This window comes from Prevotella heparinolytica (assembly GCF_002998535.1).
GTDB classification, from domain to species: Bacteria; Bacteroidota; Bacteroidia; order Bacteroidales; family Bacteroidaceae; genus Bacteroides; species Bacteroides heparinolyticus.
Map to the genome: position 1 here is coordinate 3,368,388 of NZ_CP027234.1, position 23,110 is coordinate 3,391,497.

Consider the following 23,110-nt stretch of genomic DNA (forward strand, 5'->3'; position numbering starts at 1 on the left):
CTGTAATACTGCTAAATATCATACAACGAAATGAGTAATAATATTAATTCAGATATAATGAAAGCAAAGGTTTTAGAAATTATCAACGAAATTCGTGTAGCTAAAGAAATGGCACCAGTAACTGTACTTAACAATGAGGATAACCTTCGCGATGACTTAGGTTTGACTTCATTCGATTTGGCAGAGTTGACAGTAAAGCTTGAGGATGAATTCGACATCGATATTTTTGAGGATGGTCTTGTTAATACTATTGGAGAAATCTATAAGAAGCTAGAGGCGTGATGATTTTTTTGATTGATGGTGAGAGGACTTATTCTTATGATGAGCTGTTGAATGCCATTAACGGGAGTAAGGAGTATATACCAATGATGCGTACAAAGAAACTCTTTGAGTACTTTGTAAACGTCATCAAAGCGTTAGTCGCTAATAAGCCTTTAATCCTGATTGATTCAGATATCAATGCGTCTGAAATTGATGGTGTTGAGGAAGAGGATATTAACAAGGTTGTAGCCATTGATGAAGTACATGTAAGCAGCATGGGGGATGTGGTAAAAGGTGTGCAGGAATCTCAATCAGAGATTACTATTTTTACATCTGGTACCACTGGCCAACCCAAAAAAATCGTTCATCATATCAGCTCTTTGACTCGTGCGGTTCGCCTTGGTGATAAGTATAGAGGGCAAATTTGGGGGTATGCCTATAATCCTACCCATATGGCAGGGCTACAGGTTTTTTTTCAGGCTTTTGAAAATGAAGATACCTTTGTGAATGTCTTTAATAGGAATCGTGCAGAGGTGTATGACCTGATTGATAAGTACCAGATCACACATGTTTCTGCAACTCCTACTTTTTATCGTTTGTTGTTGCCTTTCGAGAAGTCTTACGAAAGTTTGATACGCGCAACATTAGGGGGGGAGAAGTCTGATCAGCATCTTTATGATTCTATTAAGAAAATATTCCCAAATGCAAAAATTAATAATGTGTATGCTTCTACAGAAGCTGGTTCGTTGTTCGCTGCAAGAGGTGATGCTTTTCAAATACCTGAGAAAATCCGTGATAAGTTTAAGGTTGACGAGAACTCTGAGTTGCTGATTCACAAAAGTCTGTTGGGATTTTCAGATAGCTTCAAGTTTGATGGAGATTATTATCACTCAGGCGACCTTATCGAATGGACAAACAGGGAGGAAGGTTTTTTCAAGTTCAAGAGTCGCAAGAATGAACTCATCAATGTAGGTGGCTATAAGGTCAATCCTAATGAGGTTGAGGATGTTATCAATGCAATTTCGGGTATTCGCCAATCGTTGGTTTTTGGTAAGAAGAACTCTATCCTTGGCAATATTTTGGTAGCAGAAGTTCAATTAGAAGACAATGTGGAACTCACAGAATTAGAGATTCGCAAGGTACTCAAGGAACAACTTCAGGATTTTAAGATTCCCCGTAAGATTAAGTTCGTGGAGGTATTCTCTCTCACACGTACAGGCAAGTTAAAAAGAGTGTAAATAATAAATTTATTTAGCATGAATATATTAGTTACAGGTTGTTCTCGTGGGGTAGGATTAGAAATTTGTCGAGTCCTACTAGAACAGGGCCATACTGTTTATGGAATTGCTCGTAGCTGTCCCGATGATTTCAAGGCTCTGCAAAGCGAGTATGAAGGTCGACTATTTTACAAGAGTGTTGATCTCTCTGATTGTGATAATATTCGCCAGAGTGTTTTCAAGGATTTCTGTGGCAATAAAGTACAGATTAATGGTTATGTCAACAATGCAGCATTGGCTTATGATGACATTATAACCAACTTGAATCTTGAGCGTTTGAAAGCAATGTATAATGTGAATGTCTTCACACCAATGATGATGGCTAAGAATGTGATTCGCAACATGATTCTTCATCATACTAAGGGCTCTATCGTTCATATCTCTTCTATCAGTGTCCACACTGGTTATAAGGGGCTGGCAATGTATGCCTCTTCAAAGGGGGCACTCGAAGCTTTTTCAAAGGATACAGCTCGCGAATGGGGACAGATGGGTATCCGCTCAAATGTGGTAGTGCCAGGATTTATGGCTACAGCAATGAGTGCTTCCTTGACTAAGGAACAGAGAGACAAGATATATGCTCGCACTTCATTGAAGGCTGCAACATCGGTAAGATCGGTTGCTGAGACTGTGGCATTTCTGTTGAGTGACAAGGCAGAGAGTATTACTGGTCAGAATATTCATGTTGATAATGGCACTATTTAATTAAGCTAATTAAGGTGAAGCAAGAGCTATGGCTACTTGTAATATTTGAATGTTGATATGAATACATTTATTATAGCAGAGTTATCTGCGAATCATAATGGTAGTCTTGATATTGCATTTCGCACAATGGATGCTGCAAAAGAAGCTGGAGCAGATGCGGTCAAAATACAAACATACACAGCTGACACCATTACACTTGATTGTGATAAGGAAGACTTTCAGATTGATAATGGCCTTTGGGATGGTTATAAACTTTATAATTTATATAAAGAAGCATATACTCCATGGGAATGGCATCAGAAGCTGTTTGATTATGCAAGATCAATAGGATTAATTTGCTTTTCAACTCCTTTTGATAATACTGCAGTTGATTTGCTGGAGGAGTGTGGCAATCCAATATATAAGATTGCTTCCTTTGAAATAACAGACGTTAACCTCATACGATATGCGGCAAGTAAAGGTAAGCCAATGGTTATCTCGACGGGTATTGCAACAATGGAAGATATCGAACTGGCAATTAAGGTTTGTCATGAGGTAGGTAACACAGATATTACTCTTCTTCGTTGCGTATCTGCTTATCCTGCCCCTCTTGAGAATGTAAATCTCAAGACAATGCTTGACATGAAAGAACGTTTTGGCGTTAAAGTAGGATTGTCTGATCACACAATGGGGTCTGATGTGGCAGTAGCAGCAGTGGCATTGGGTGCAGAAATAGTTGAGAAGCACTTCATCATGGATAGGGCTATTGGGGGACCTGACGCTGCATTCTCTATGACTACAGAAGAATTTGCAGCAATGACAATCTCTATTCGTAATGTAGAAAAGGCCCTTGGTCATGTTGATTATCCTACAGACCCTTTCAAAATTAAAGGACGCAATTTCTCTCGTTCTCTCTATGTTGCTGAAGATATGAAAGCTGGTGATGTTATCACAGAAAAGAATGTGAGATCTGTGAGGCCGGGTTTTGGATTGCATCCAAAATATTTCAAAGATATACTAGGGAAAAAGGTAAATTGTAACCTTAATAAGGGGGATAGAATGAGTCTTGATTACATAAAGTGAAATATACCATGAAAGTAGTACTTTTAGCTGGTGGTTTTGGCTCACGCATCAGTGAGGAAAGCCAATTCAAACCAAAACCAATGATTGAGATTGGCGGCATGCCTATTCTTTGGCATATTATGAAAGAGTATGCCTACTATGGACATATAGAGTTTATTATCTGTGCAGGCTATAAGCAGGAATATATCAAGGAGTGGTTTGCTAATTACTTTTTGCATAATTCTGATGTAACCTTTGATTTTCGTAATGGTAAAGATGAAATGACGGTTCATCAGACAAATATGGAGCCTTGGAAAGTGACTGTTGTTGATACTGGTTATAACACCATGACAGGTGGTCGTGTTAAGCGCATTCAGAAGTATGTTGGTAATGAACCTTTCATGTTCACTTATGGCGATGGTGTATGTGATGTTGAAATAGACAAATTGCTAGAATTTCATAAGTCTCATGGTAAACTTGCAACTCTAACAGCAGTTAAAATGGCTCAAGAGAAGGGGGTGCTTGATATTGAGGGAGGAGCGGTAAAATCCTTTCGAGAGAAGAATATTGCTGATGGGGTACCTATCAATGCTGGATATATGGTACTTGAGCCAAGAATATTTGATTATTTAACAGATGATACATGTGTGTTTGAAAAGGTCGCACTTACCAAACTTGCTGAAGAGAATCAGTTGATGTCATACATTCATAAAGGTTTCTGGCAATGTATGGACAACGTTCGTGAGAAAGCTATGTTGGAAAAATTGCTAGCTGAAAATAAAGCACCTTGGCAACGTTGGAAACGTGCGATTCCTAATATCCCTAAAGGTTTTTAAACAATATGGTGGATATTTTCAATAGTTTTTATAAAGAAAAAAGGGTTCTTGTAACCGGCCATACTGGTTTCAAAGGGTCTTGGCTTTCTATTTGGCTTCATGAGTTAGGAGCTGAGGTTGTAGGTGTTGGCCTTGAGCCATATTCTGAGAAAGACAATTTTGTTCTTTCTGGTATTGGCTCAAAAATCAAAGCAGATATTCGTGCTGATATTTGTGATGGCGAAAAGATGAAGCAAATCTTTACTGAATATCAGCCAGAGATTGTTTTCCATCTTGCTGCTCAGCCATTGGTTCGCTTGAGCTATGTGCAACCTGTCGAGACTTATCAGACAAACGTGATGGGAACTATCAATATCATGGAGGCTATTCGTGTTACAAAGAGTGTGAAAGTTGGTATAATGATTACTACCGACAAGTGCTATGATAACAAAGAACAGATGAAAGGGTATGTTGAAACTGACCCATTCGGTGGTTATGATCCATATTCTTCCTCTAAAGGTGCTTGCGAAATTGCCATCCAAAGCTGGAGAAGGAGTTTCTTTAATCCGGAAGATTATGGTAAGAAGCATACCGTTAGCGTTTCATCAGTTCGTGCCGGTAATGTAATTGGAGGCGGCGATTGGGCTCTTGATCGTATTATTCCAGATTGTATTCGTGCGCTTGAAACAGGTAGTCCAATCAAAATTCGTTCACCAAAGGCTATTCGTCCATGGGAGCATGTATTAGAGCCTCTTTCTGGCTACATGATGCTCGCTCAGAAGATGTGGGAGAATCCTACAGAATATTGTGAAGGCTGGAACTTTGGTCCTGAAGCTGAAAGTGTGCTTACTGTTTGGGAGATGGCGACTGCTATCATCAAGACCTTTGGTTTTGGAGAATTGCAAGATGTTTCAGATTCTGAGGCACTCCATGAAGCACATTTGTTGATGCTTAATATTGATAAGGGGAAGACACGTCTTGGATGGAAGCCAAGATTAAATGCCATGCAGTGTGTAGCTTTAACGGCTGATTGGTACAAGAGATATAAAACAGAAAATGTATTTAACCTCTGTTTGGAGGAAATTGAGAAGTTTCTTAGGTAATGAAAGCATTTGTAACAGGTGCAAGTGGGTTTATTGGGGCATATTTAGTTAAAGCTCTAGTGGATGATGGTCATGAGGTGTTATGCCTTAAAAGGCCTAATTCTAAACTTAACGGCTTGGAATCATATAAAGAAAAAGTACTATGGGTTGATAACTCAGATGATTGGAAATCAAGATTTCATGATTTTAATCCAACTATTGTCTATAATCTTGCTTGGAATGGAGTAGCGGCTGCAGATCGTATTGTGTGGAGTAAGCAGGTGAGTAATATTTATTTACAACAGGAGCTTCTGGATATAGCATTGGAAACTAAATGCAAGAAGTTTGTAGGCATTGGCTCCCAATCAGAATATGGAAACTTCACTAAAAAAATTGAAGAATCTGATCCTATCAATCCCAAGACAGCTTATGCAGCAGTAAAATCTGCATCTCAAACAATACTGAGAAGTTTCTGTGAAATTCATGACATGGATTGGTTCTGGTTTCGTCTTTTCCCTCTATTTGGCCCTCATGAAGCAGACAGATGGTTAATTCCCAGTTTAATAAAGAGTATATCAAATGAGGACCACATGGATTTAACACCTGGAGAACAGAAATTGGCATATCTTTATGTAGGTGAATGTGCGAAAGCTATTGAGATGGCAATTTATGCTGATGGAAAGAGTGGTATTTATAATATCTGTTCTGACAATCCAACATCTTTGAAAGATTTGGTTAGTAAGATAAGGGATGCAATTAATCCAAGTTTTAAATTGAATTTTGGTGCACTGCCTTATCGTTATGGGCAATGTATGTATATGGAAGGGGATACTACTGCCCTTCGTAAAAATATCTATAATCTAAATACATCGAACTTTGATGAAAGGTTGTATGAAACTATAGAATTTTATCTCAATAAGTATAATGATGGAAAAAAAACAATTATTCGAACTGGCTCAGTCAGTTCGTTATAAAGCTCTTGAAATGGCTCATAATGCAAATGAGTCGCATTCTGGTGGAGCTTTATCTATGGCGGACTTACTTGTTACACTTTATGCCAACTATCTAAATAATACTCCAGAAACAAAGGAGGCTCCTGGACGAGATCGATTTATATTGAGTAAGGGGCATTGTTGTGCCCTATATTATGCAGTTTTGGCAGAAATGGGATTCATTGATATGAATGAACTTATGGAGAACTTTGCAAAGAATGGAACTCTTTTTTTTGCTCATGCCACTCATAAACTTCCTGGTGTAGAGCTTTCTACAGGTAGTCTTGGTCATGGTATGCCAGTAGCTTGCGGATTAGCTCTTGGCGCGAAACGCAATGGTCTAAACAACAGTGTGTATTGTTTGATTGGTGATGGCGAAATCAATGAAGGTAGCAATTGGGAAGCTATTATGTTTGCAGCTCATAATCATTTGGATAATCTTTGTTTGATAGTAGACAAGAACAAAATGCAGGCCTTGGGGGATACAAAGGATGTGTTGTGTCTTGATCCTCTTCCTGAAAAATTGAAGACTTTTCAATGGAATGTTATTGAAATCGATGGCCATGACTATAATCAGATTATTTCTGCTTTCGATAATTTTAAAGAATGCACAGGCAAGCCAACCGTAATCGTTTCAAATACAATAAAGGGTAAAGGTGTTAGTTTCATGGAACATAATCTGAAATTTCATTATAGCGCACCAAATGATGGTGAACTTAAACAAGCTAAGGAGGAGTTGTTATGAGAACGAATTTTATAAAGCAATTAATTGAAGAAGCTCGTCATAATGATAAAATTTTTCTGCTTGTAGGTGATTTAGGTTATCATGTTATCGAGCCATTTGCAGAGGAGTTTCCTGAACGTTTCCTGAACGTGGGAATTGCTGAACAGAATATGGCAGGAGTAGCGGCAGGTTTATCAATGGCAGGTTATAATGTGTATTTTTATTCAATAGGTAATTTCCCAACTATCCGGTGCTTGGAGCAGATACGTAATGATATTTCTTACCACAATGTGAATGTGAAGATTGTATCTGTAGGAGCTGGTTATGCTTATGGTAGCCTTGGTGCTACTCATCAAGCGACTGAGGATATTGGTGCCCTTCGTGTTATACCCAATATAGTGGTAGCAACGCCGGGTGACCCGATCGAAGCTAAGGCTATAACGAAGTTATCTGCTATATACGATGGTCCTATGTATATTCGTTTGGGTAAAGCTGGTGAGAAGGTTGTACATACTAAAGAGGTTATAGATATTAAGATTGGAGATATCTGCCCGCTAATCGTTAAGAAAGGGAATGAAAAAGCGGTATTAGCTTGCGGTAATATTCTTGACGCAGCTAAGCATCAAATAGAGGATGAAAATCTTCCCTATAATCTCTATAGCGTTCCATTTGTAAAGCCTATTGATATTGATCAGTTGAAGAGGGTTATTAACTCTCACCCAAAAGGATTGATTACAATAGAGGAACATCAGAAATCTTGTGGTATGGGGTCTGCTGTTGTTGAGATAGTAAATGATCTTTATGCTGATGGTGGGATAGAAACATATCCAAAGATTAAGAGAATTGCTATTCCTGATGAGTTTGTTGAGGTTGTAGGTTCTCAACTATTTTTACGAAAATACGAAAGGCTTTTTTTATAATGGCTAATATAATCAAAGAACTTGCTAAGAAAATAGGGGTTGATAAGTCTATAGCTTATTCTTCGGGAGCTAGAATAATCGGAGGGTTTATAGGAGTAGCTTCTGTATTCTTTATAACAACTTTTCTAACAGGAGTAGAACAGGGATTCTTCTATACATTTGGTTCATTACTTGCAATGCAGGTCTTCTTTGAACTAGGCCTCACAAGCATAATGACACAATTTGTGGCACATGAGGTTTCGCATTTATCATTAAATAATTTTAATTATGAAGGAGAAAGGTATTACCGATCAAGGTTAGCCTCGTTGATCCAATTTTGCGTCAAGTGGTATACCGTATTAGCTATTATTGTGTTTATTTTTCTTTTATTATTGGGGTTTGTTTATTTTCAAAAATATGGAAGTGAACATGTTGGCATAGAATGGAAAATACCTTGGGCACTTATTTGTCTTGGAACCGCAATAAAACTTTTTCAATCACCATTCACATCCATCTTTATGGGGTTGGGAAAGGTAAAGGAAATGAGCAAAATAGGGTTTTATCAGCAAATTTTAACACCATTAGTCACGTGGATTGGACTTGCTTCAGGATTAAAACTCTTTGTTGTTGGTATAGGATATTTACTATCCGTTCTTTTATGGCAGGTCTATGTTTATAAAACTGAATTAATAAAACTGATAGTAAATCTATGGAAGTATCAAGTAACGGATAGAATTGAATATTTTAAGGAAATATTTCCCTTCCAATGGAAGATTGCGCTAAGTTGGATAAGCGGTTATTTCATCTTTCAACTGTTTAATCCTGTTTTATTTGCTAAAGAAGGCGCTGTTATTGCTGGTCAAATGGGTATGACCCTTCAAGCTTTGAATGCAATACAAACTTTTTCATTTAGTTGGTTAAGCACAAAAGTCCCATTATACAGTCAATTGGTAGCGCTAAAAGATTATCAACAGTTAGATTTTTTATTTAACAAAACTCTAAAGCAAATGTCAATGGTTTGCCTTTGTTTATTAGTGACATTCTTTCTGTGTGTTGTTTTCCTGCATCTTACTCAAATACGATTGAATGGGAATTTACTTGCAGATAGATTCTTAGATTATTGGCCTATGTTATTAATGATGATACCTGTATATACTCACCAATATGTTAATTCTTGGGCCACTTATTTACGTTGTCATAAGCAAGAACCTTTTCTCATTAATTCCATTTCAGCAGGTTGTTTGTGTCTTTTATCCACATTGGTGTTCGGTAAACAATATGGATTATACGGTATAACCATTGGTTATTGTCTAATTCAAATGATAATGCTCCCATGGGGTTTTTGGACATTTAATCATTTCAAAAAAAAATGGCATGATGAATAAGAAACCAATATTAACAATAGGGATACCCACATTTAATCGCAGTCATTATCTAAAAGATTGTCTTGACCATATTTGTCCTCAATTGAATGAAGATGTATGTGTTGTTGTAAGAGATAATTGTAGTACAAATTACGATTTCGAACGTTTTATTTCTCCTTATGTGGAGGAGTATGGGGTAATTGCTAAAAATAATAAAGTAAACATAGGCGGAGATGCCAATGTAGCAAGGCTTTTTGAGTGTTGTGATACTAGGTGGCTATGGGTTATAGGGGATGATGATTATATCTCTAACAATGCAGTTCGTATTGTGTTGAACACAATAAAAGAACATGATAATGGTATTTATATAAAGTTCAATTCCCCATATGTGGGAGAAACCAGAGGCCTTGAAGGATTTTGTAATGCGATGAAGCCCAAAGGTGCTTTTGCAGCATCATTTTATACAAGCGAGTGTATTAATAACATGGATCTTACAAAAAACTATATGCACTGGCATTATAGATACCTCTCAACGTCTACCGCTCAGATTCTAAAAGTAATCAAATTTTTAAATGATAATAATGAGGCATCGTGTTTCTTCTCGTCCGAAGGAGTTATCCAAGAACATGGGGCTGATATAACTTGGAATCATTTTGCAATCGTTCCTTATCAAGCGCTTACATTTGATATATTCAGAAATTGTCGTAAGCGTCTTAATAGTTCCGTTTTTAAGGCTATTACTAGCTACTGTCTTGTATACATAGATTCAGCTGACATTTCAATAAGAGATAAGTTTTATTACCACTTTCTTTTTTGGTATAAGTTTGGAATAATAAATATTCTCCACTATAATTTTGTACAGATAATAAGAATACCTCTTCGAGTATTATTAAAAGGTTCTTGGTATGAGGGCTTAAAGAGAATCTTACGACGATAAATTATAGTTTTTTGAATTTATTCTTGATATTTCTGTTGTAATTCTATTTTAAAGGATGCATTTATTTGTAACTAATTATTTGTTTTTTTCCATCATAGCTCTCATGTTGCTATTAATAAAAAAGATGAAGATTTCCACTTACAAGTTGGATTCCTTTTTTGTTGGGATTTCTTTCTTTGTGTTTGTTCTATTACATGTAGGTGTTGATATTAATAGTGTTGAGGATTTACCAAGATATGAAGTCCAGTTTAGAGACGTTGCTGGTGCTCCAATTACAAAGATTTTTGATCAAATTAGAACCACAGATTACTTCTATGCAGTCTTTAACAGAATAGTTTCATATGTTTCAAATGATTTTGTTTTTTTTCTTTTAGTCTATAATTTAATCCTATTCTTTTCATTATTCTACGTCATAAAAAAGTATTCTCCGAATTATATAATATCTATAGTTCTAATTCTCCTTTTTGTGTATAATCAGTCTCTATTTGTAGTAAGACAGTATTTGGCTTTGGTAATCGTAATCCTAACGATACCTTATATTTTCCGAAAGAAATTGTCTGTGTATCTTATTTTGTGTATTGTCGCTTTCTTTACTCATAGCTCTTCTATCGTGTGGATTCCGATATATTTTATATACAACATTAAAGATAAAAAAGGCTTCATGGTGATAATGATAGTTGCTTCTCTATTGATTGCGCTGCTGAACTCAGATCTTGGACGTTACTTGTTAATTTTTGGTCTTGATTTTGAGAACTATATTGACACGTCATCAGAAGTATCCTTGAATGCTAAATTAATACGCATTTTATACTTGGCATTATACTTTATTTTTTTAAGGAAGCATGCGCTTGAAGACGGAATAAATAAACTAACCTCTATAACTTTAAGCCTCTTAACCGTAGGCTATGTTTTTGCGCCACCCATTGATATAGTAGGTAGGATGTTGCTTTATTATCAAGTTTTCCTGATTTTTGCAATTCCTTTAACAATGACATATATGAGAAACTGGATTTTTAGGGTACCTTATTTTATTGGAATTTTATTATTCCAAGGTTATTTGATTATGAAGGGCTTGGAGGAGCTTTATTTTGTGGACTATAGGTACAAAGGGGTTGATTATACTTATATTATAATAATTGTTACAACAGCTCTTGCTCTTATAGCTATCTATTCAAATGGAGTGAGATATAATGTTTTTAAAATGAAAAATAACCCTAAATCACATTATAATGAAAAGATTCTCAATTGTTAGTACTGGAACTTTAAAGGCTGTACATGGCGCCAACTTTGTCTTGGATAATATTGTCAAAAGTAAGCCATTCTTTAATGATGTATTATTAAATAAAATCTACTCTTCTGCAGAGGTAGTGGATGTAAACAATGGCGAAGAGATGCCAATAGGCGAAGGTAATGAAACATGTACTTATAAAGCTACAAGAGGAATTAGATCTTTTTTTAGGAATTTGCTCAGTTCTGATTATATTATTTGGGCAAGACTAAAAGAATATCTTAACTATGTGAGGCCAGCTAAATGCGTCGCAAAAAGAGCTTTGTCTGATTCAAATCAATGCGAATGGCTTATTTTTCAGGAAATCCATTCTGCTTATTATTATCTAAAACTTAAGCAAAAAAATAGTATTGAAAAGAAAACGGCAATAATAATACACCAGGCGGATGATTTGTGTGGTCAGTTCCTGGCAACATTCCCGGCTTTCAACAACAGCGAAAAACAAACGGCAAGGATATTGAGACTTCGTGATTATGTATATGAAAATATAGATAAGATTATTTATATATCACAAAAAGCATATGAAGAGAGTATAGCTCCTATTTCAAAACGTTGTATGATATATAACGGAATATCTGATGTGGCCGAAAATATGAGGTCAAGAAAGCTGGAAAGGCCACAGATAAACCTTGTTTGTGTTGGTTCTATGTCTGGCAGAAAAGGCCAAGACGTAATTATTTCTGCTTTAGCTTTACTGCCCAAAGAGAAGAAAGAAAAGGTTAAACTTTTTCTTGTTGGAGATGGAAGTGCAAGAGGGGATTTGGAAAGGCGGGTGTTAGAATTGCACCTTAACGATGTTGTTGAGTTTATGGGTTTGCGAAAGGATGTGGCAAATATCTTGGTAGATATGGATGTATTTGTTATGCCCAGTAAAAACGAGGGGCTTTCGATCAGTACCCTAGAGGCTCTTCGTGCTGGTTTGTTCCTACTACTCACTGATGTTGGTGGGAATTGTGAGGTTATGGGTGATGATTGCGGTATAGTTATTACAAGAGATCCCAAGGACGTTGCACGAAAGCTTGAAACTATTATTGATCAAAAGCTTGTTTCTCAAGAACAGAAAGAGCGCTCTGTTGAGAGGTTTCACCGCTATTTTGGGCTCAAAAACATGGCGGAGGGTTACGAGAAGATGATGATATCAAATGGCTAATCGCGAATGTGTATGGCAGAATATAGTCTGAAAGAACAACGAGAAACTTATTGCATTACGTTGTTGAATGATATTGAACTGAAAACAGGACGGCAAGATGAGCAGATTAAGCATTTTAATCAGTTAGGAGCAAGCAGGAGAAAGATATTTAAACATCTCTGGAAAAGCACTTTTTTTAGGCTCGTATTCAATATATGCTTGCCTGTAATTATGATAGTGTCAGATTTCGTCTTCCCAATAAAGAACAGCATATGCTTCTTGGGGCACAAACAAAAGAAATACCCACTCAAACGACTATATTTGCACCACGAACGACGTCTACTTGCGCTAAGCAAAACAGCAGGCATACAGCGAGAAGATGATGTGTGGTTTCATAATCCATTTGATTTTATCACTCTACCTGCAGAATATAAATCTGTTTGTGCTCTTGATTATGTGTCAATGGGCGAAATATGGAAAAGTGCGGGGCAGGCAGTGATACTACATATTAAAACCGTTATTTCATTAGGGTACGATAAGTATTTATTGTCTTTTCGTGCATACGAATGGTGTTTGACGGACTTTGCATTGCGTCATATTCCTTTAGATGTTAATATGACATTTAGCTGTATTTGTGACCGTATGGCCATTTTATATGATAAGCTACCCCATGAGAATAAAACTATGATTCAACACGGAACGATGCACTTTCACAATTTAGTTCTTGAGGCATCACATTTTGTATGGCAAGAAGATTTAGGTGCATATATATGGAAATCTCTTTATAAAAGCTCTCCATCGACGATTTATTGTTATACAAAAGATGATGAGATTGCACTTTCTCACTCAGTTATTGCAAACAATCCTAAGTATATCCACATGGGTTATGGTTTCAAACCCTCGTTTAAACCAGAAAAGAAGTCGTTGCTTATAGTTGGGCAGCCTGCTTTGTTCTTCGATAACGAACGTGAAATAATACGTCAATTGCAAGGACTTGATGTAATCATATATCTGAAGAATCATCCAGCCGAAACAAATGCGTCCTACTATGATTTACGTAAAGAATTTGATTTTACTTTTATCGAGGGACTAAATACGCATCTGCCAGCTGTCGATTTGCTTATAAGTTATGAAAGTACTTTGGCTTACGAGTATGCGAGCGTAGGAACAAAAATTCTTTATTATGGTCTTTTTGAAATTAACTACATCAGGAATTTAGTTGTAAAAGAACTTGGATTGCAGGTATGAGGAAAGGAAAGGCGATTATAATAGGAGATAATACTATGCTTTTGAGTAGAGGTTATCTTCTTGAAGAAACAATCGGTAAGTATAAGATTGATGACAGCAAGTTCTATTGGCCATCTCGATTTACCTTGATAAGAAGACTTTTACGGGCTGAAATCACGAGTTTTTATCAATTGGCGAATGCAGATAGAATTGCTGTTGCCAAGAAAGGACTGTTCTTGCAGAAGAAAGGTGAAAATTCTTTTATAAAAAGCTTTGCTATGCCCAGAGGGTCTAAGCCGTTGAACCTATGTTTAGCTCTTTCAGGTAATATCTTTTTTGGTGAGTATTTTCAAAACATGGAGAAACAGGCTGTTAATATTTATTGCTCGGAAGATAATGCACGTACTTGGCATATCGCCTATACGTTTGAAGCAGGGAATATCAATCATATTCATGGACTGTTCTTTGATAAATATACAGATCGTATTTGGGTAGCAACTGGCGATCGAGAAAACGAATGTATCATAGGGTATACAGATGATGAGTTTAAGACCTTTTTAGAGGTGTTTAGGGGCGGACAAGAGTATCGTACATGCCAATTATTTTTTTATAAAGATTTTGTAGTATTCGGAACAGATACTCAATACCAACAGAATGTTATTAAAAAGTTTGATCGTAAGACTCTAGAGATAACTGAACTACAGGAAGTACAAGGCTCTGTTATCAAAGGTGGACAAGTTGGTGATGTCGCTTTCATATCAACAACAGTTGAACCGTCAAAGGTGAATACTGATAAGTATGCACACCTTTGGGTTTCAAAGGATGGGTTACACTGGGAAGAGCGTTATAAAGCAAAGAAGGATTGGCTGCCATTTATATTCCAGTTTGGTACATTTGAGTTTCCACAGAATGCGTATTGTGATGGAAGGCTCTGGTTTTCAGGAAGAGCTTTGAAAGGTTATGATGGGAAATCATCTTATATAGAAATATAAAATGCGAATATTATTAGTTACACAATATTTTTATCCAGAGGTATTTAAAAGTAATGATTTAGCTTTTGAATTGGTAAAAAGAGGGCATCATGTGGATGCCCTTGTAGGTATTCCCAATTATCCTGATGGGAAATACTTTGATGGATATGGATTATTTAGCAAGCGATATGAAGTCGTAAATGGTGTTAATGTATATCGTTGTTTTCAAACGCCAAGAGGGAAAGGGGGATGGAGGTTACCTTTCAATTATTTGTCATACGTAATCAGTGGATGCTTGTGGGTGCTTTTTTTCATTGCATGGAAAAAGAAGTATGATTGCATTATCGGTCATGAGCCTTCGCCAATTTTCCAAGCTTATCCGGCATTATTGCTGAGAAAGCTTAGAAAAATTCCTTTCTATTATTGGATTATGGATTTATGGCCAGATGCTATGAAGTCTGGGGGGGGAATAAAGAACGAGAAAGTAGTGAACTTTGTAGATAAGCTGGTTAAGGATATTTATAATCAAACAGATAAGATATTGATAACAAGTAAACGTTTTCGAGAGCTTATTGAGCAGAAAGGTGACTTCAAGGATAAAATTATTTACTTTCCAAATTGGAGTGATGATATTCTGGAGATGTCTGCAGATTATGAAATACCACAAGCTCCGGAAGGCTTTAAAATTATGATTGCAGGTAATCTGGGCAAGTCTCAGAATCTGGAAGCTGTAACTGAGGTGATGTTAGGATTGAAAGACGAACCTGAAGTGAAATGGATATTTGTTGGTGGTGGTTCACGAAAAGAATGGCTCGAAAACTTCATCAAAGGAAATGGGATGGAGAATAAAGCTGTTTGTCTTGGACAGTACCCTTTTGAAGCTATGCCAGCTTTTTACAAACAAGCAGATGTAATGCTTGTAACCTTGAGGGCAGGATTTCCTCATTTAGAAGCTGTTGTTCCAGCTCGCCTACAATCATATATGTCGGCTGGAAGACCTGTCCTAGCCATGATAGGATGTGGCGGAGCTGATATCATTGATGAATCACAGTGTGGATATGCCGTACCTGCAGGGGATTCCGAAGCATTGATAAGGGTGATTAGAGAAAAGGTTCTAACGAATCGCGAATCTTTTGAAAAAATGGGACGTAATAGTCGAGACTATTACATGAAGAATTATCGAATGGATATGTGTATTGATAATTTAGAGAGGATTATAGGAGCAAAATAAATCATGAAGAAAGTTTTGATAACAGGTGTCGGCAGTTATGTTGGTCTCAGAGTAGAACATTGGCTTGATGCTGCATTTGATGGTAAAGAAAAGCTATTTGATATTGATGCTGTAGATACGATTGACAATCGTTGGAAGCAAGCGGACTTCTCAAAATATGATGTTGTTTACAATGTGGCTGGTATTGCCCATGTTAAAGCGGCTAAAGGTAAGGGACCTCTGTATTATGCTGTTAACCGCGATATGGTGATAGAGATAGCCAAAGCGGCTAAAGCTGCAGGTGTGAAGCAATTTATCCATATGAGTAGTATGATTGTTTATAAAGAAGTGAAGACTCTTGAAGGTAAGCAGATACATAAAGATACAAAACCAGCACCTAATGGCTTTTATGGCGATAGTAAATTACAAGGAGAAGAAGGAATCCGCACCTTATCAGATAATAACTTTAAAGTGTGTATTATTCGACCACCAATGATTTATGGCCCAGGATGTAAAGGTAATTTTCCTAGATTGGTATGGTTGGCTAATAAGACTCCTATCTTCCCGGCTTGGCATAATAAGAGAAGTATGCTTTATATAGATAACCTTTGTGAGTTCGTTAAGCAGTTGATTTTACACGAAACAGGAGGTATCGTGTTTCCTCAAAATGCAGAATATGCTGATACTGTAGAGATCATTCGCTATTATGCGAAACAGAGTGGAAGACATGTTTGGATTACAAGATTATTTAATCCTCTCATATGGATGTTCGGGAATCATGTCCGTCCTTTGGGTAAGATGTTTTCTAATAGTACATATGATATGGAAATGAGCAAATATGCATTTGAATATAGAGTGGTAAGTTTGAAAGAATCATTCGCAGGTATTGAACCTAAAAATAAAAAATAATCGATTTAAGATATGAGTAAGCAGAAAAAACTAAGTACGACTTACAAAATGTTGAGAACACTCGGCTTTAACTATTCAGAAGAAGAATATGGTGATGTAAGTGTAAGTAAGGTTTTGGGAAAGTTTTTTGGTAACATCTATCGTAAGAGATTGGAAAAGATGATGGATTGGCCGATATTGCAGTCATTCAATCCTCGCAAGATTAGACCTATACTTATGCGAAAGATGGGATGTCATGTTGGTAAAGAATGTTTTATTGGAGATTATGTACGAATAGATCAAGGACATGCTGATATGATTACACTGGAAGATCACGTTAGTATAGCTTCTGGAACTCGTTTGCTTTGTCATCAAAGAAATTTTTGTGATTATTGTGTTGGAGATGATTATATGGAACTAGGATATATAGTGAAGCCTATTGTTCTAAAGAAAGGGTGTTTGATAGGAATGGAAAGTTTTGTGATGCCGGGAGTGACAGTAGGTGAAGGTGCCATCGTAGGTGCAGGTTCATTTGTTACAACGGATATACCGGCTTGGACAGTGGCTGCCGGGAGGCCTGCAAAGGTTTTGAAGCAAATACCACATAGAGGAGATAAATCAAAATCTTCTAATGAATAGAAAGTGAATTGTAAGTATCGGTATTATGATTTACAGAATAATAAAGCGAATATTTGACTTTGTGTGTGCACTACTTGGTATTATTGTTACCAGCCCTTTGTGGATAATCGGTATAATTGGCATCCTGATTTCTGACTGGGGGCCTATTTTCTATACTGCTCATCGAATAGGAAAGAACAATAAACTTTTCAAAATGTATAAGTTTCGTTCCATGCGAGTGCTGAGAGAACCAAAGAAAGGAGCAGAAGCTTCTCTCCGTCCAGAAGAAGACCGAATTTTCCCTTGGGGCCATTTTATCCGTAGGATAAAGATTGATGAGTTACCTCAATTGCTCAATATCCTTAATGGTACTATGAGTCTTGTTGGTCCTCGACCTGTAGCAAAAGATCAATTTGATATGTTCCGCTATGGTAAATGGGATGAAGCCAAGAGTGTACCAGTAGGACTTAGCGGACCTGCTGCACTTTATGACTTTGTTTATGGTGATAATTTCACAGATGAGAAGGAATATATGGAGAAGGTTTATCCTACTCGCAGAGAATTGGAATATACATACGTTAAGAAAGCTGGTTTTTTCTATGATTTGAAGATGATCATTTATACTGTTATCTGCATTGTATATACTTTTCTTGGCAAAGAAGCCACTTGGATATTGAGGGAGTTTCTTGCTGACGCTAAAGCGTCAAATTCTGAGATAGAAGTGATGCCTAAGCTTTAATTGTGTAATAAAAAAAGAATAAATTATGAGGCGTTTAATTGTAGTGGCTCATCCTGATGATGAGGTCTTGGGAGCTGGTGCTTCTATGTATAAGTGGAGTAAAGAGGGTGATGAAGTAGAAGTTGTCATTATGTGTACGGAAGTTAAAGTACGTGCTTTCCGTCCGGAGGACAATGAATTGGAGGATGATACGAATGCTTCCAATAAGTTCCTCGGAGTAAATAAAATTTATGAAGGTACATTTCCTAATATCGAGATGAATACTGTACCTCACTTGCAGTTGGTACAGTTCATAGAAAGTGCAATTAAGGAAAGTGAACCGGATATTATCATCACTCATCATCCTGCAGATACTAATAATGACCATTTACAGACCTCAATGGCGTGTCAGGAAGCTATCCGTCTGTTCCAAAGACGTCCAGGGGTAAAACGTGTGAAAGAGTTTTGGTATATGGAAGTACCTTCTTGTACGGAGTGGAAGATAAATAGCGGCATGAATACTTTTAATCCTAATTGCTTTGTAGAAGTTGGCAAGGAAGGTGTGGAAGCTAAAATTAAGGCTCTCTCAATGTACCGTGGTGTTATGCGTTCATATCCACATCCTAGATCGCCCGAATATATCTCAGGTCTTGCGGCTATGAGAGGTGGTCAGTGGGGGCAGATGTACTCCGAAGCTTTTGAGGTGGTGCTCAGGGCGTATTGATAGAATGAAGTATTGTTCATTGAAACTATATTATCCTCTGCATGAGGCATATCTGGCATCGTTAAATAAATGATTGTTATATAATGAACAATTTATTTGATAAGAATTTCTTGGACAGTTTGTGGGCACAAGCCGCTGAATCTCCAAGATTGCGACAGAATTATGACTTGCGTAACTCGTCGGAAGATATGTCGCAACGGATGCTGAATGCATTGCTTCCAGGCACGGAGGTGTCAATTCATCGGCATGAGGCTACAGCGGAAACGGTGGTATGCCTATGTGGAAAGCTGGAGGAGATTTTCTATGAAGAGGTGGAGGAGTATGCCTCGGATGCACTATCGAATATAAGGGAGGTAGTGAGGAAAAGAACTTTCAGGGAAGTATCAAGGCAGTTGCTTTGTCCGGCCGAAGGGCTGTATGGTATGCAAATTCCTGCAGGTGTATGGCATACGGTGAATGTACAGGAGCCCTCAATTATATTTGAAGCGAAAGACGGAGCTTATATTCCATAAGAGAAGCGATGCATGGAACAGCCATTTTTGACTGTTATGGAGGATGTTGAGAGGCAAGAATATGCCTTTATATAACAGATGGTAAAAATATTGGGATGAATTTGGCGTATTGAGAGAAAAATAATATCTTTGCATAAAGTTTATAAGTGATTAGTTATCATCAAGGCTTGATATATCAAAAGATTGGGATTATGAATACCATATTAGAACAATTAAAGCAATATTTTAATAATAGCCCACGGGCTATTATTGAACAAGAGTGGGAGGAATTTGATTCCTATAACACAGGACCTACAATAGATGATTTTTTATCATTTACAAGCAATTGGTCATTCAAATGGAAAGGAACGTCAGAAAATAAAAACAAGAAAACTCCGGATTTGTATTCGGAGTTTTCTTATATTTGTACCCAATATTCACCAATAATATTCTTTTATCATGAATAAGGCTGCTTTTTCTTTGGAGAAATATATCTTTAATAGAGTGAGAATTGATTTTGATTTAAACAAGTTGTCAGAATTGGAAATTGATTTTAAACCTTCGGGAAGTTTTAAGCAAATGAACCCTAATTCTGTTTTTGACCTAAAGTTTATATTTTCTGCGAAAGATAAAGGTGCTTCGGAGTCTTTTGTCTCGGTTGAGTGTCATGCAACTTTTAAATTTGCAAGCAATATCCAATTTAATGAGATTCCTTCTTTTTTCTATGCAAACAGTATTGCAATAGTGTTTCCATATGTTAGAGCTTTTGTGAGTACAATAACGCTTCAGGCAAATGTTCCTCCCATTGTTTTACCGACAATGAATTTGTCTTCCTTGGAAGAACCTTTGAAGAAACACACTAAAGAAGTGCAATGAGATGAAGCTTTTCCAGACGGTAGAGGATAGAGATAATCCTGATTACATAGAATCGAATGCTCCTTTTATTTGCAAAGCTGCAAATGCATGGCTGGGAGAGGGATATTATTTCTGGGATACATTGATTGCAAATGCACATTGGTGGGGCAAGGTGAGGTATAGAGAAAATTATGTAATTGTAGAATATACGTGTGACTTATTGAATGGAAAATGCTTTGACCTGCATGGTAACATGGAACATCTGAAATCCTTTAATGAAGTAATTGATTTCTTGAAGTCCCAAAAGTTGGTTACTAAGACTACCACGGTTGCCAAAGTGATAGAGTATTTGAAGAGTAAAGCCGGTTTAGCTTCTAAGTATGATGGGATTAGGGCTTATGGTCATTTCTCGAGATCAAATCCTATTTTTATTCCATTTGAAGATAGTGAAAAAAGTTGCTTAGAATTACTCCCTGCTGTACAGATTTGTCTGTTTCGTAAGAAATCTTTCAATTTAAGTGCCGGCAAAATCATCTACCCCAATCATTATAACATAAATTACTTGGTGTAATAAAAACTTCTTTTTTAACGATATTATAATATCATTTGTTATTCTTATCTTTGCCCCTGTTTTGTTCCGCCTTCTCCATTCGGAGAATATGGATGAAAAGGGAACCGGGTGGAAATCCCGGACAGTCCCGCTGCTGTGAGTTTCGCGGAGGGTGCATCGATACCAATGCCACTATCCTTGAAGAAAGGATGGGAAGGCGATACACCGGAAACAAGTCAGAAGACCTGCAAAACAAAGTCGAAAAATTGTCCGCTCGAGGAAAGCGGACAATGCACGGATTTTTATAAGATTAATTTTAATTGTCTGTATGGCCGGATATATGAGGAGGCAACTGGCTCGCATCTGTATCTTGGGAATAAGCGTCTTGCCGCTTGCCGCTCAGGAGGCGGGAAGGGATACCATTACCGGAAAGGTGCACGAGATAGAGATGGTGGTGGTGACGGCACGACGGCTACCGAACAAGGTGACATCGGCCGTGCCCGTGCAAACCATGTCGAAGCAGGAGATGGAACGGCTGGGAATACAGGGCATGGCAGATGCAGTGAGACGATTTGCCGGCGCCAACGTGAAGGATTACGGGGGAATAGGGGGACTGAAAACAGTATCGATACGCAGCATGGGAGCACCGCATACGGCTGTCAGCTATGACGGGGTGGCGGTGAGCAACTGCCTGGCGGGGCAGATTGACATCGGACGGTTCTCGACGGACAATGTGGCGATGCTTTCGCTGGCAGTGGGGCAAGGGGAGGATTTGTTGCAGTCGGCCCGTTTGTATGCCTCGGCGGGGGTGCTGAACATTGAGACGGAGAAACCGTATTTGGAGGAGGGACGGAACACGGCTTTCCAGGTCAGGATGAAAGGCGGGTCGTTCGGCTATGTGAGTCCTTCGTTGCGATGGTGGCAGCGAGTGGGCGACCGCACGCGCCTGGCTGTGAATGCCGACTACATGAGGGCCGATGGGGTATATCCGTTTACGTTGGTGAACGGGAAGTATGTGACGAAGGAGAAGCGGCACAATTCGGCCATCTATTCGTGGCAGGGCGAAGCGGCTTTGTATCATACGTTCGGGGATGGAGGCGAACTGGATGTGAAAGGGGGCTATTACTATTCGCGAAGGGGGCTGCCGGGTGCGGTGACGCTCTACAACCCGTTATCGGACGAGACGCTTCGGGATGAGAACCCGTTTGTGCAGGCGCGCTACAAGAAGCGTTTCTCGCCGCGGTGGAGCGTGCAGGCGCAGGCCAAGTATACGCATGGATGGAACTTGTATGAGGATAAGGGGAAGGAGTATGAGCAGGGAGTATATCGGGGCGTGCACCGGCAAGACGAGTATTACCTGTCGGCAACGGCATTGTACAGCCCGTCATTGGCTTGGTCGCTGTCGGTGGCGCAAGACGGGGCGGTGAATAAGTTGCGAAGCAACCTGAACGACTGTCCGTTTCCCACGCGATATACTTCGCTGACGGCTTTTAACGCGCGCTACCGGCAAGGGGCGGTGACGGCCACGGGCACGCTGGTGCATACGTTTGTGACCGAACGGGTGAGGGTGGGAGAGGCGCCCGATGATTTTCAGCGTCTGGCTCCGTCACTCTCCATCAGCCTGAAACCGTGGAAGGAGGAGGAGCTCTTCTTGCGTCTGATGTACAAAAGCACGTTCCGTATGCCTACATTCAACGATTTGTATTATTACAGGCTTGGCAACCGAAGCCTGCGCCCGGAGAAGGCGAACGAGTATAACGTGGGCATTACGTGGAGCCGCTCGTCTTGGCGGTTGCCGGATTATCTGTCCGTTACGGTGGATGCGTATTATAACGACGTGACCGACAAGATTGTGGCTTTTCCCACCACGTATGCGTGGCGGATGGCAAACTATGGCAAGGTGCGTGCCGTAGGGGTGGACATTACGCTGGCCACGGCGGTGGCTTTGGGCAGAAGCATGAAGCTGGCCATGTCCGGAGGGTATAGCTATCAGAAGGCGGTGGACGTGACTGATGCAACGGCCAAGAACTACAAGGAGCAGTTGCCTTATACGCCCGTGCATACGGGAAACGTATCGGCCGTGTGGGAAACGCCTTGGCTGAACGTGGGCTATTCCGTGGTGGGAGTGGGAAAGCGTTACCGGCTGTCGCAAAACATCCCGGAGAACCGGATAGACGGGTACATGGAGCATACGGTGAGCGTGTCGAGGGAGCTGGCGATGAAGCGGTGCAAGCTGCGGTTGCAGGCTGAGGTGGTGAACCTGACCGATGAACAGTATGAAGTGATAAAATATTATCCGATGCCGGGACGTTCGTGGCGGCTTACGGGGACATTGAATTTTTAAAAC

General features: G+C 38.7%; 25 protein-coding genes and 1 riboswitch. All 25 genes read left to right on the plus strand.

Translation table 11 applies throughout. The features are described from left to right. Window positions 1–57: 57 nt before the first annotated feature. On the plus strand, window positions 58–282 hold the full coding sequence (locus C3V43_RS13570) for an acyl carrier protein (protein WP_106070611.1): 225 nt from the start codon (window positions 58–60) through the stop codon (window positions 280–282). Beyond that, window positions 279–1,499, plus strand: a complete 1,221-nt coding sequence (locus tag C3V43_RS13575) for an ANL family adenylate-forming protein (protein ID WP_106070215.1) — start codon at window positions 279–281, stop codon at window positions 1,497–1,499. Before C3V43_RS13570 ends, C3V43_RS13575 begins: the two co-directional genes overlap by 4 nt. An 18-nt stretch (window positions 1,500–1,517) precedes the next feature. Then, window positions 1,518–2,240 (plus strand): SDR family oxidoreductase, encoded by a 723-nt coding sequence (locus tag C3V43_RS13580; protein ID WP_106070216.1) that lies wholly within the window; start codon window positions 1,518–1,520, stop codon window positions 2,238–2,240. Window positions 2,241–2,297: 57 nt separating this feature from the next. Next, a complete protein-coding gene (pseI, locus tag C3V43_RS13585) occupies window positions 2,298–3,302 on the plus strand; it encodes a pseudaminic acid synthase (protein WP_106070217.1) in 1,005 nt (334 codons plus the stop codon). Between the two features lie 8 nt (window positions 3,303–3,310). Then, window positions 3,311–4,117 (plus strand): glucose-1-phosphate cytidylyltransferase, encoded by an 807-nt coding sequence (gene rfbF / locus C3V43_RS13590; RefSeq protein WP_106070612.1) that lies wholly within the window; start codon window positions 3,311–3,313, stop codon window positions 4,115–4,117. Window positions 4,118–4,122: 5 nt separating this feature from the next. Further along, the gene (gene rfbG, locus C3V43_RS13595) at window positions 4,123–5,199 is read left to right on the plus strand and encodes a CDP-glucose 4,6-dehydratase (RefSeq protein ID WP_106070218.1); all 1,077 of its coding nucleotides are present in this window, start codon (window positions 4,123–4,125) and stop codon (window positions 5,197–5,199) included. After that, a complete protein-coding gene (locus tag C3V43_RS13600; protein WP_106070219.1) occupies window positions 5,199–6,152 on the plus strand; it encodes an NAD-dependent epimerase/dehydratase family protein in 954 nt (317 codons plus the stop codon). The genes rfbG and C3V43_RS13600 overlap by 1 nt, the downstream gene beginning before the upstream one ends. Further along, window positions 6,103–6,915, plus strand: coding sequence for a transketolase (locus tag C3V43_RS13605; RefSeq protein ID WP_106070220.1), 813 nt, complete (start codon window positions 6,103–6,105; stop codon window positions 6,913–6,915). The genes C3V43_RS13600 and C3V43_RS13605 overlap by 50 nt, the downstream gene beginning before the upstream one ends. Continuing rightward, window positions 6,912–7,814 carry a transketolase family protein gene (locus tag C3V43_RS13610; RefSeq protein WP_106070221.1) on the plus strand — a complete coding sequence of 301 codons (903 nt, stop codon included), beginning with the start codon at window positions 6,912–6,914 and terminating at the stop codon, window positions 7,812–7,814. Before C3V43_RS13605 ends, C3V43_RS13610 begins: the two co-directional genes overlap by 4 nt. Continuing rightward, on the plus strand, window positions 7,814–9,178 hold the full coding sequence (locus C3V43_RS13615) for a lipopolysaccharide biosynthesis protein (protein ID WP_106070222.1): 1,365 nt from the start codon (window positions 7,814–7,816) through the stop codon (window positions 9,176–9,178). Before C3V43_RS13610 ends, C3V43_RS13615 begins: the two co-directional genes overlap by 1 nt. Next, a complete protein-coding gene (locus tag C3V43_RS13620) occupies window positions 9,168–10,094 on the plus strand; it encodes a glycosyltransferase family 2 protein (protein WP_106070223.1) in 927 nt (308 codons plus the stop codon). The genes C3V43_RS13615 and C3V43_RS13620 overlap by 11 nt, the downstream gene beginning before the upstream one ends. Window positions 10,095–10,218: 124 nt before the next feature. Continuing rightward, window positions 10,219–11,346 carry an EpsG family protein gene (locus C3V43_RS13625; RefSeq protein WP_164996255.1) on the plus strand — a complete coding sequence of 376 codons (1,128 nt, stop codon included), beginning with the start codon at window positions 10,219–10,221 and terminating at the stop codon, window positions 11,344–11,346. Next, window positions 11,324–12,532, plus strand: coding sequence for a glycosyltransferase family 4 protein (locus C3V43_RS13630; protein WP_106070225.1), 1,209 nt, complete (start codon window positions 11,324–11,326; stop codon window positions 12,530–12,532). The genes C3V43_RS13625 and C3V43_RS13630 overlap by 23 nt, the downstream gene beginning before the upstream one ends. Before the next feature lie 12 nt (window positions 12,533–12,544). After that, window positions 12,545–13,759, plus strand: a complete 1,215-nt coding sequence (locus tag C3V43_RS13635; RefSeq protein ID WP_129588767.1) for a hypothetical protein — start codon at window positions 12,545–12,547, stop codon at window positions 13,757–13,759. Further along, window positions 13,756–14,730: a hypothetical protein gene (locus C3V43_RS13640; protein WP_106070227.1), complete on the plus strand. Its 975-nt coding sequence runs from the start codon at window positions 13,756–13,758 to the stop codon at window positions 14,728–14,730. Before C3V43_RS13635 ends, C3V43_RS13640 begins: the two co-directional genes overlap by 4 nt. Window position 14,731: 1 nt before the next feature. Beyond that, window positions 14,732–15,940, plus strand: coding sequence for a glycosyltransferase family 4 protein (locus C3V43_RS13645; protein ID WP_106070228.1), 1,209 nt, complete (start codon window positions 14,732–14,734; stop codon window positions 15,938–15,940). 3 nt (window positions 15,941–15,943) lie between these two features. Continuing rightward, window positions 15,944–16,828, plus strand: a complete 885-nt coding sequence (locus C3V43_RS13650) for an NAD-dependent epimerase/dehydratase family protein (protein WP_106070229.1) — start codon at window positions 15,944–15,946, stop codon at window positions 16,826–16,828. Window positions 16,829–16,840: 12 nt separating this feature from the next. Beyond that, window positions 16,841–17,446, plus strand: a complete 606-nt coding sequence (locus C3V43_RS13655) for an acyltransferase (RefSeq protein WP_106070230.1) — start codon at window positions 16,841–16,843, stop codon at window positions 17,444–17,446. Between the two features lie 25 nt (window positions 17,447–17,471). Further along, a complete protein-coding gene (locus C3V43_RS13660) occupies window positions 17,472–18,164 on the plus strand; it encodes a sugar transferase (protein ID WP_106070231.1) in 693 nt (230 codons plus the stop codon). 25 nt (window positions 18,165–18,189) lie between these two features. Beyond that, the gene (locus C3V43_RS13665) at window positions 18,190–18,867 is read left to right on the plus strand and encodes a PIG-L deacetylase family protein (RefSeq protein WP_106070232.1); all 678 of its coding nucleotides are present in this window, start codon (window positions 18,190–18,192) and stop codon (window positions 18,865–18,867) included. Between the two features lie 83 nt (window positions 18,868–18,950). Continuing rightward, window positions 18,951–19,379: a WbuC family cupin fold metalloprotein gene (locus C3V43_RS13670; protein WP_106070233.1), complete on the plus strand. Its 429-nt coding sequence runs from the start codon at window positions 18,951–18,953 to the stop codon at window positions 19,377–19,379. A 191-nt stretch (window positions 19,380–19,570) separates the two neighbouring features. Continuing rightward, the gene (locus C3V43_RS13675; protein ID WP_129588768.1) at window positions 19,571–19,825 is read left to right on the plus strand and encodes a hypothetical protein; all 255 of its coding nucleotides are present in this window, start codon (window positions 19,571–19,573) and stop codon (window positions 19,823–19,825) included. Beyond that, complete coding sequence (locus tag C3V43_RS13680; RefSeq protein ID WP_106070235.1) at window positions 19,818–20,234, plus strand: protein-export chaperone SecB; 417 nt, start codon at window positions 19,818–19,820, stop codon at window positions 20,232–20,234. Before C3V43_RS13675 ends, C3V43_RS13680 begins: the two co-directional genes overlap by 8 nt. 1 nt (window position 20,235) lies before the next feature. Beyond that, entirely contained in the window at window positions 20,236–20,784 is a 549-nt protein-coding gene (locus C3V43_RS13685) for a hypothetical protein (protein WP_106070236.1), read from the plus strand. A 44-nt stretch (window positions 20,785–20,828) separates the two neighbouring features. Further along, a riboswitch (cobalamin riboswitch) is annotated at window positions 20,829–21,030 on the plus strand. A 61-nt stretch (window positions 21,031–21,091) separates the two neighbouring features. Further along, window positions 21,092–23,107 carry a TonB-dependent receptor plug domain-containing protein gene (locus tag C3V43_RS13690; protein WP_106070237.1) on the plus strand — a complete coding sequence of 672 codons (2,016 nt, stop codon included), beginning with the start codon at window positions 21,092–21,094 and terminating at the stop codon, window positions 23,105–23,107. Window positions 23,108–23,110: the final 3 nt, after the last annotated feature.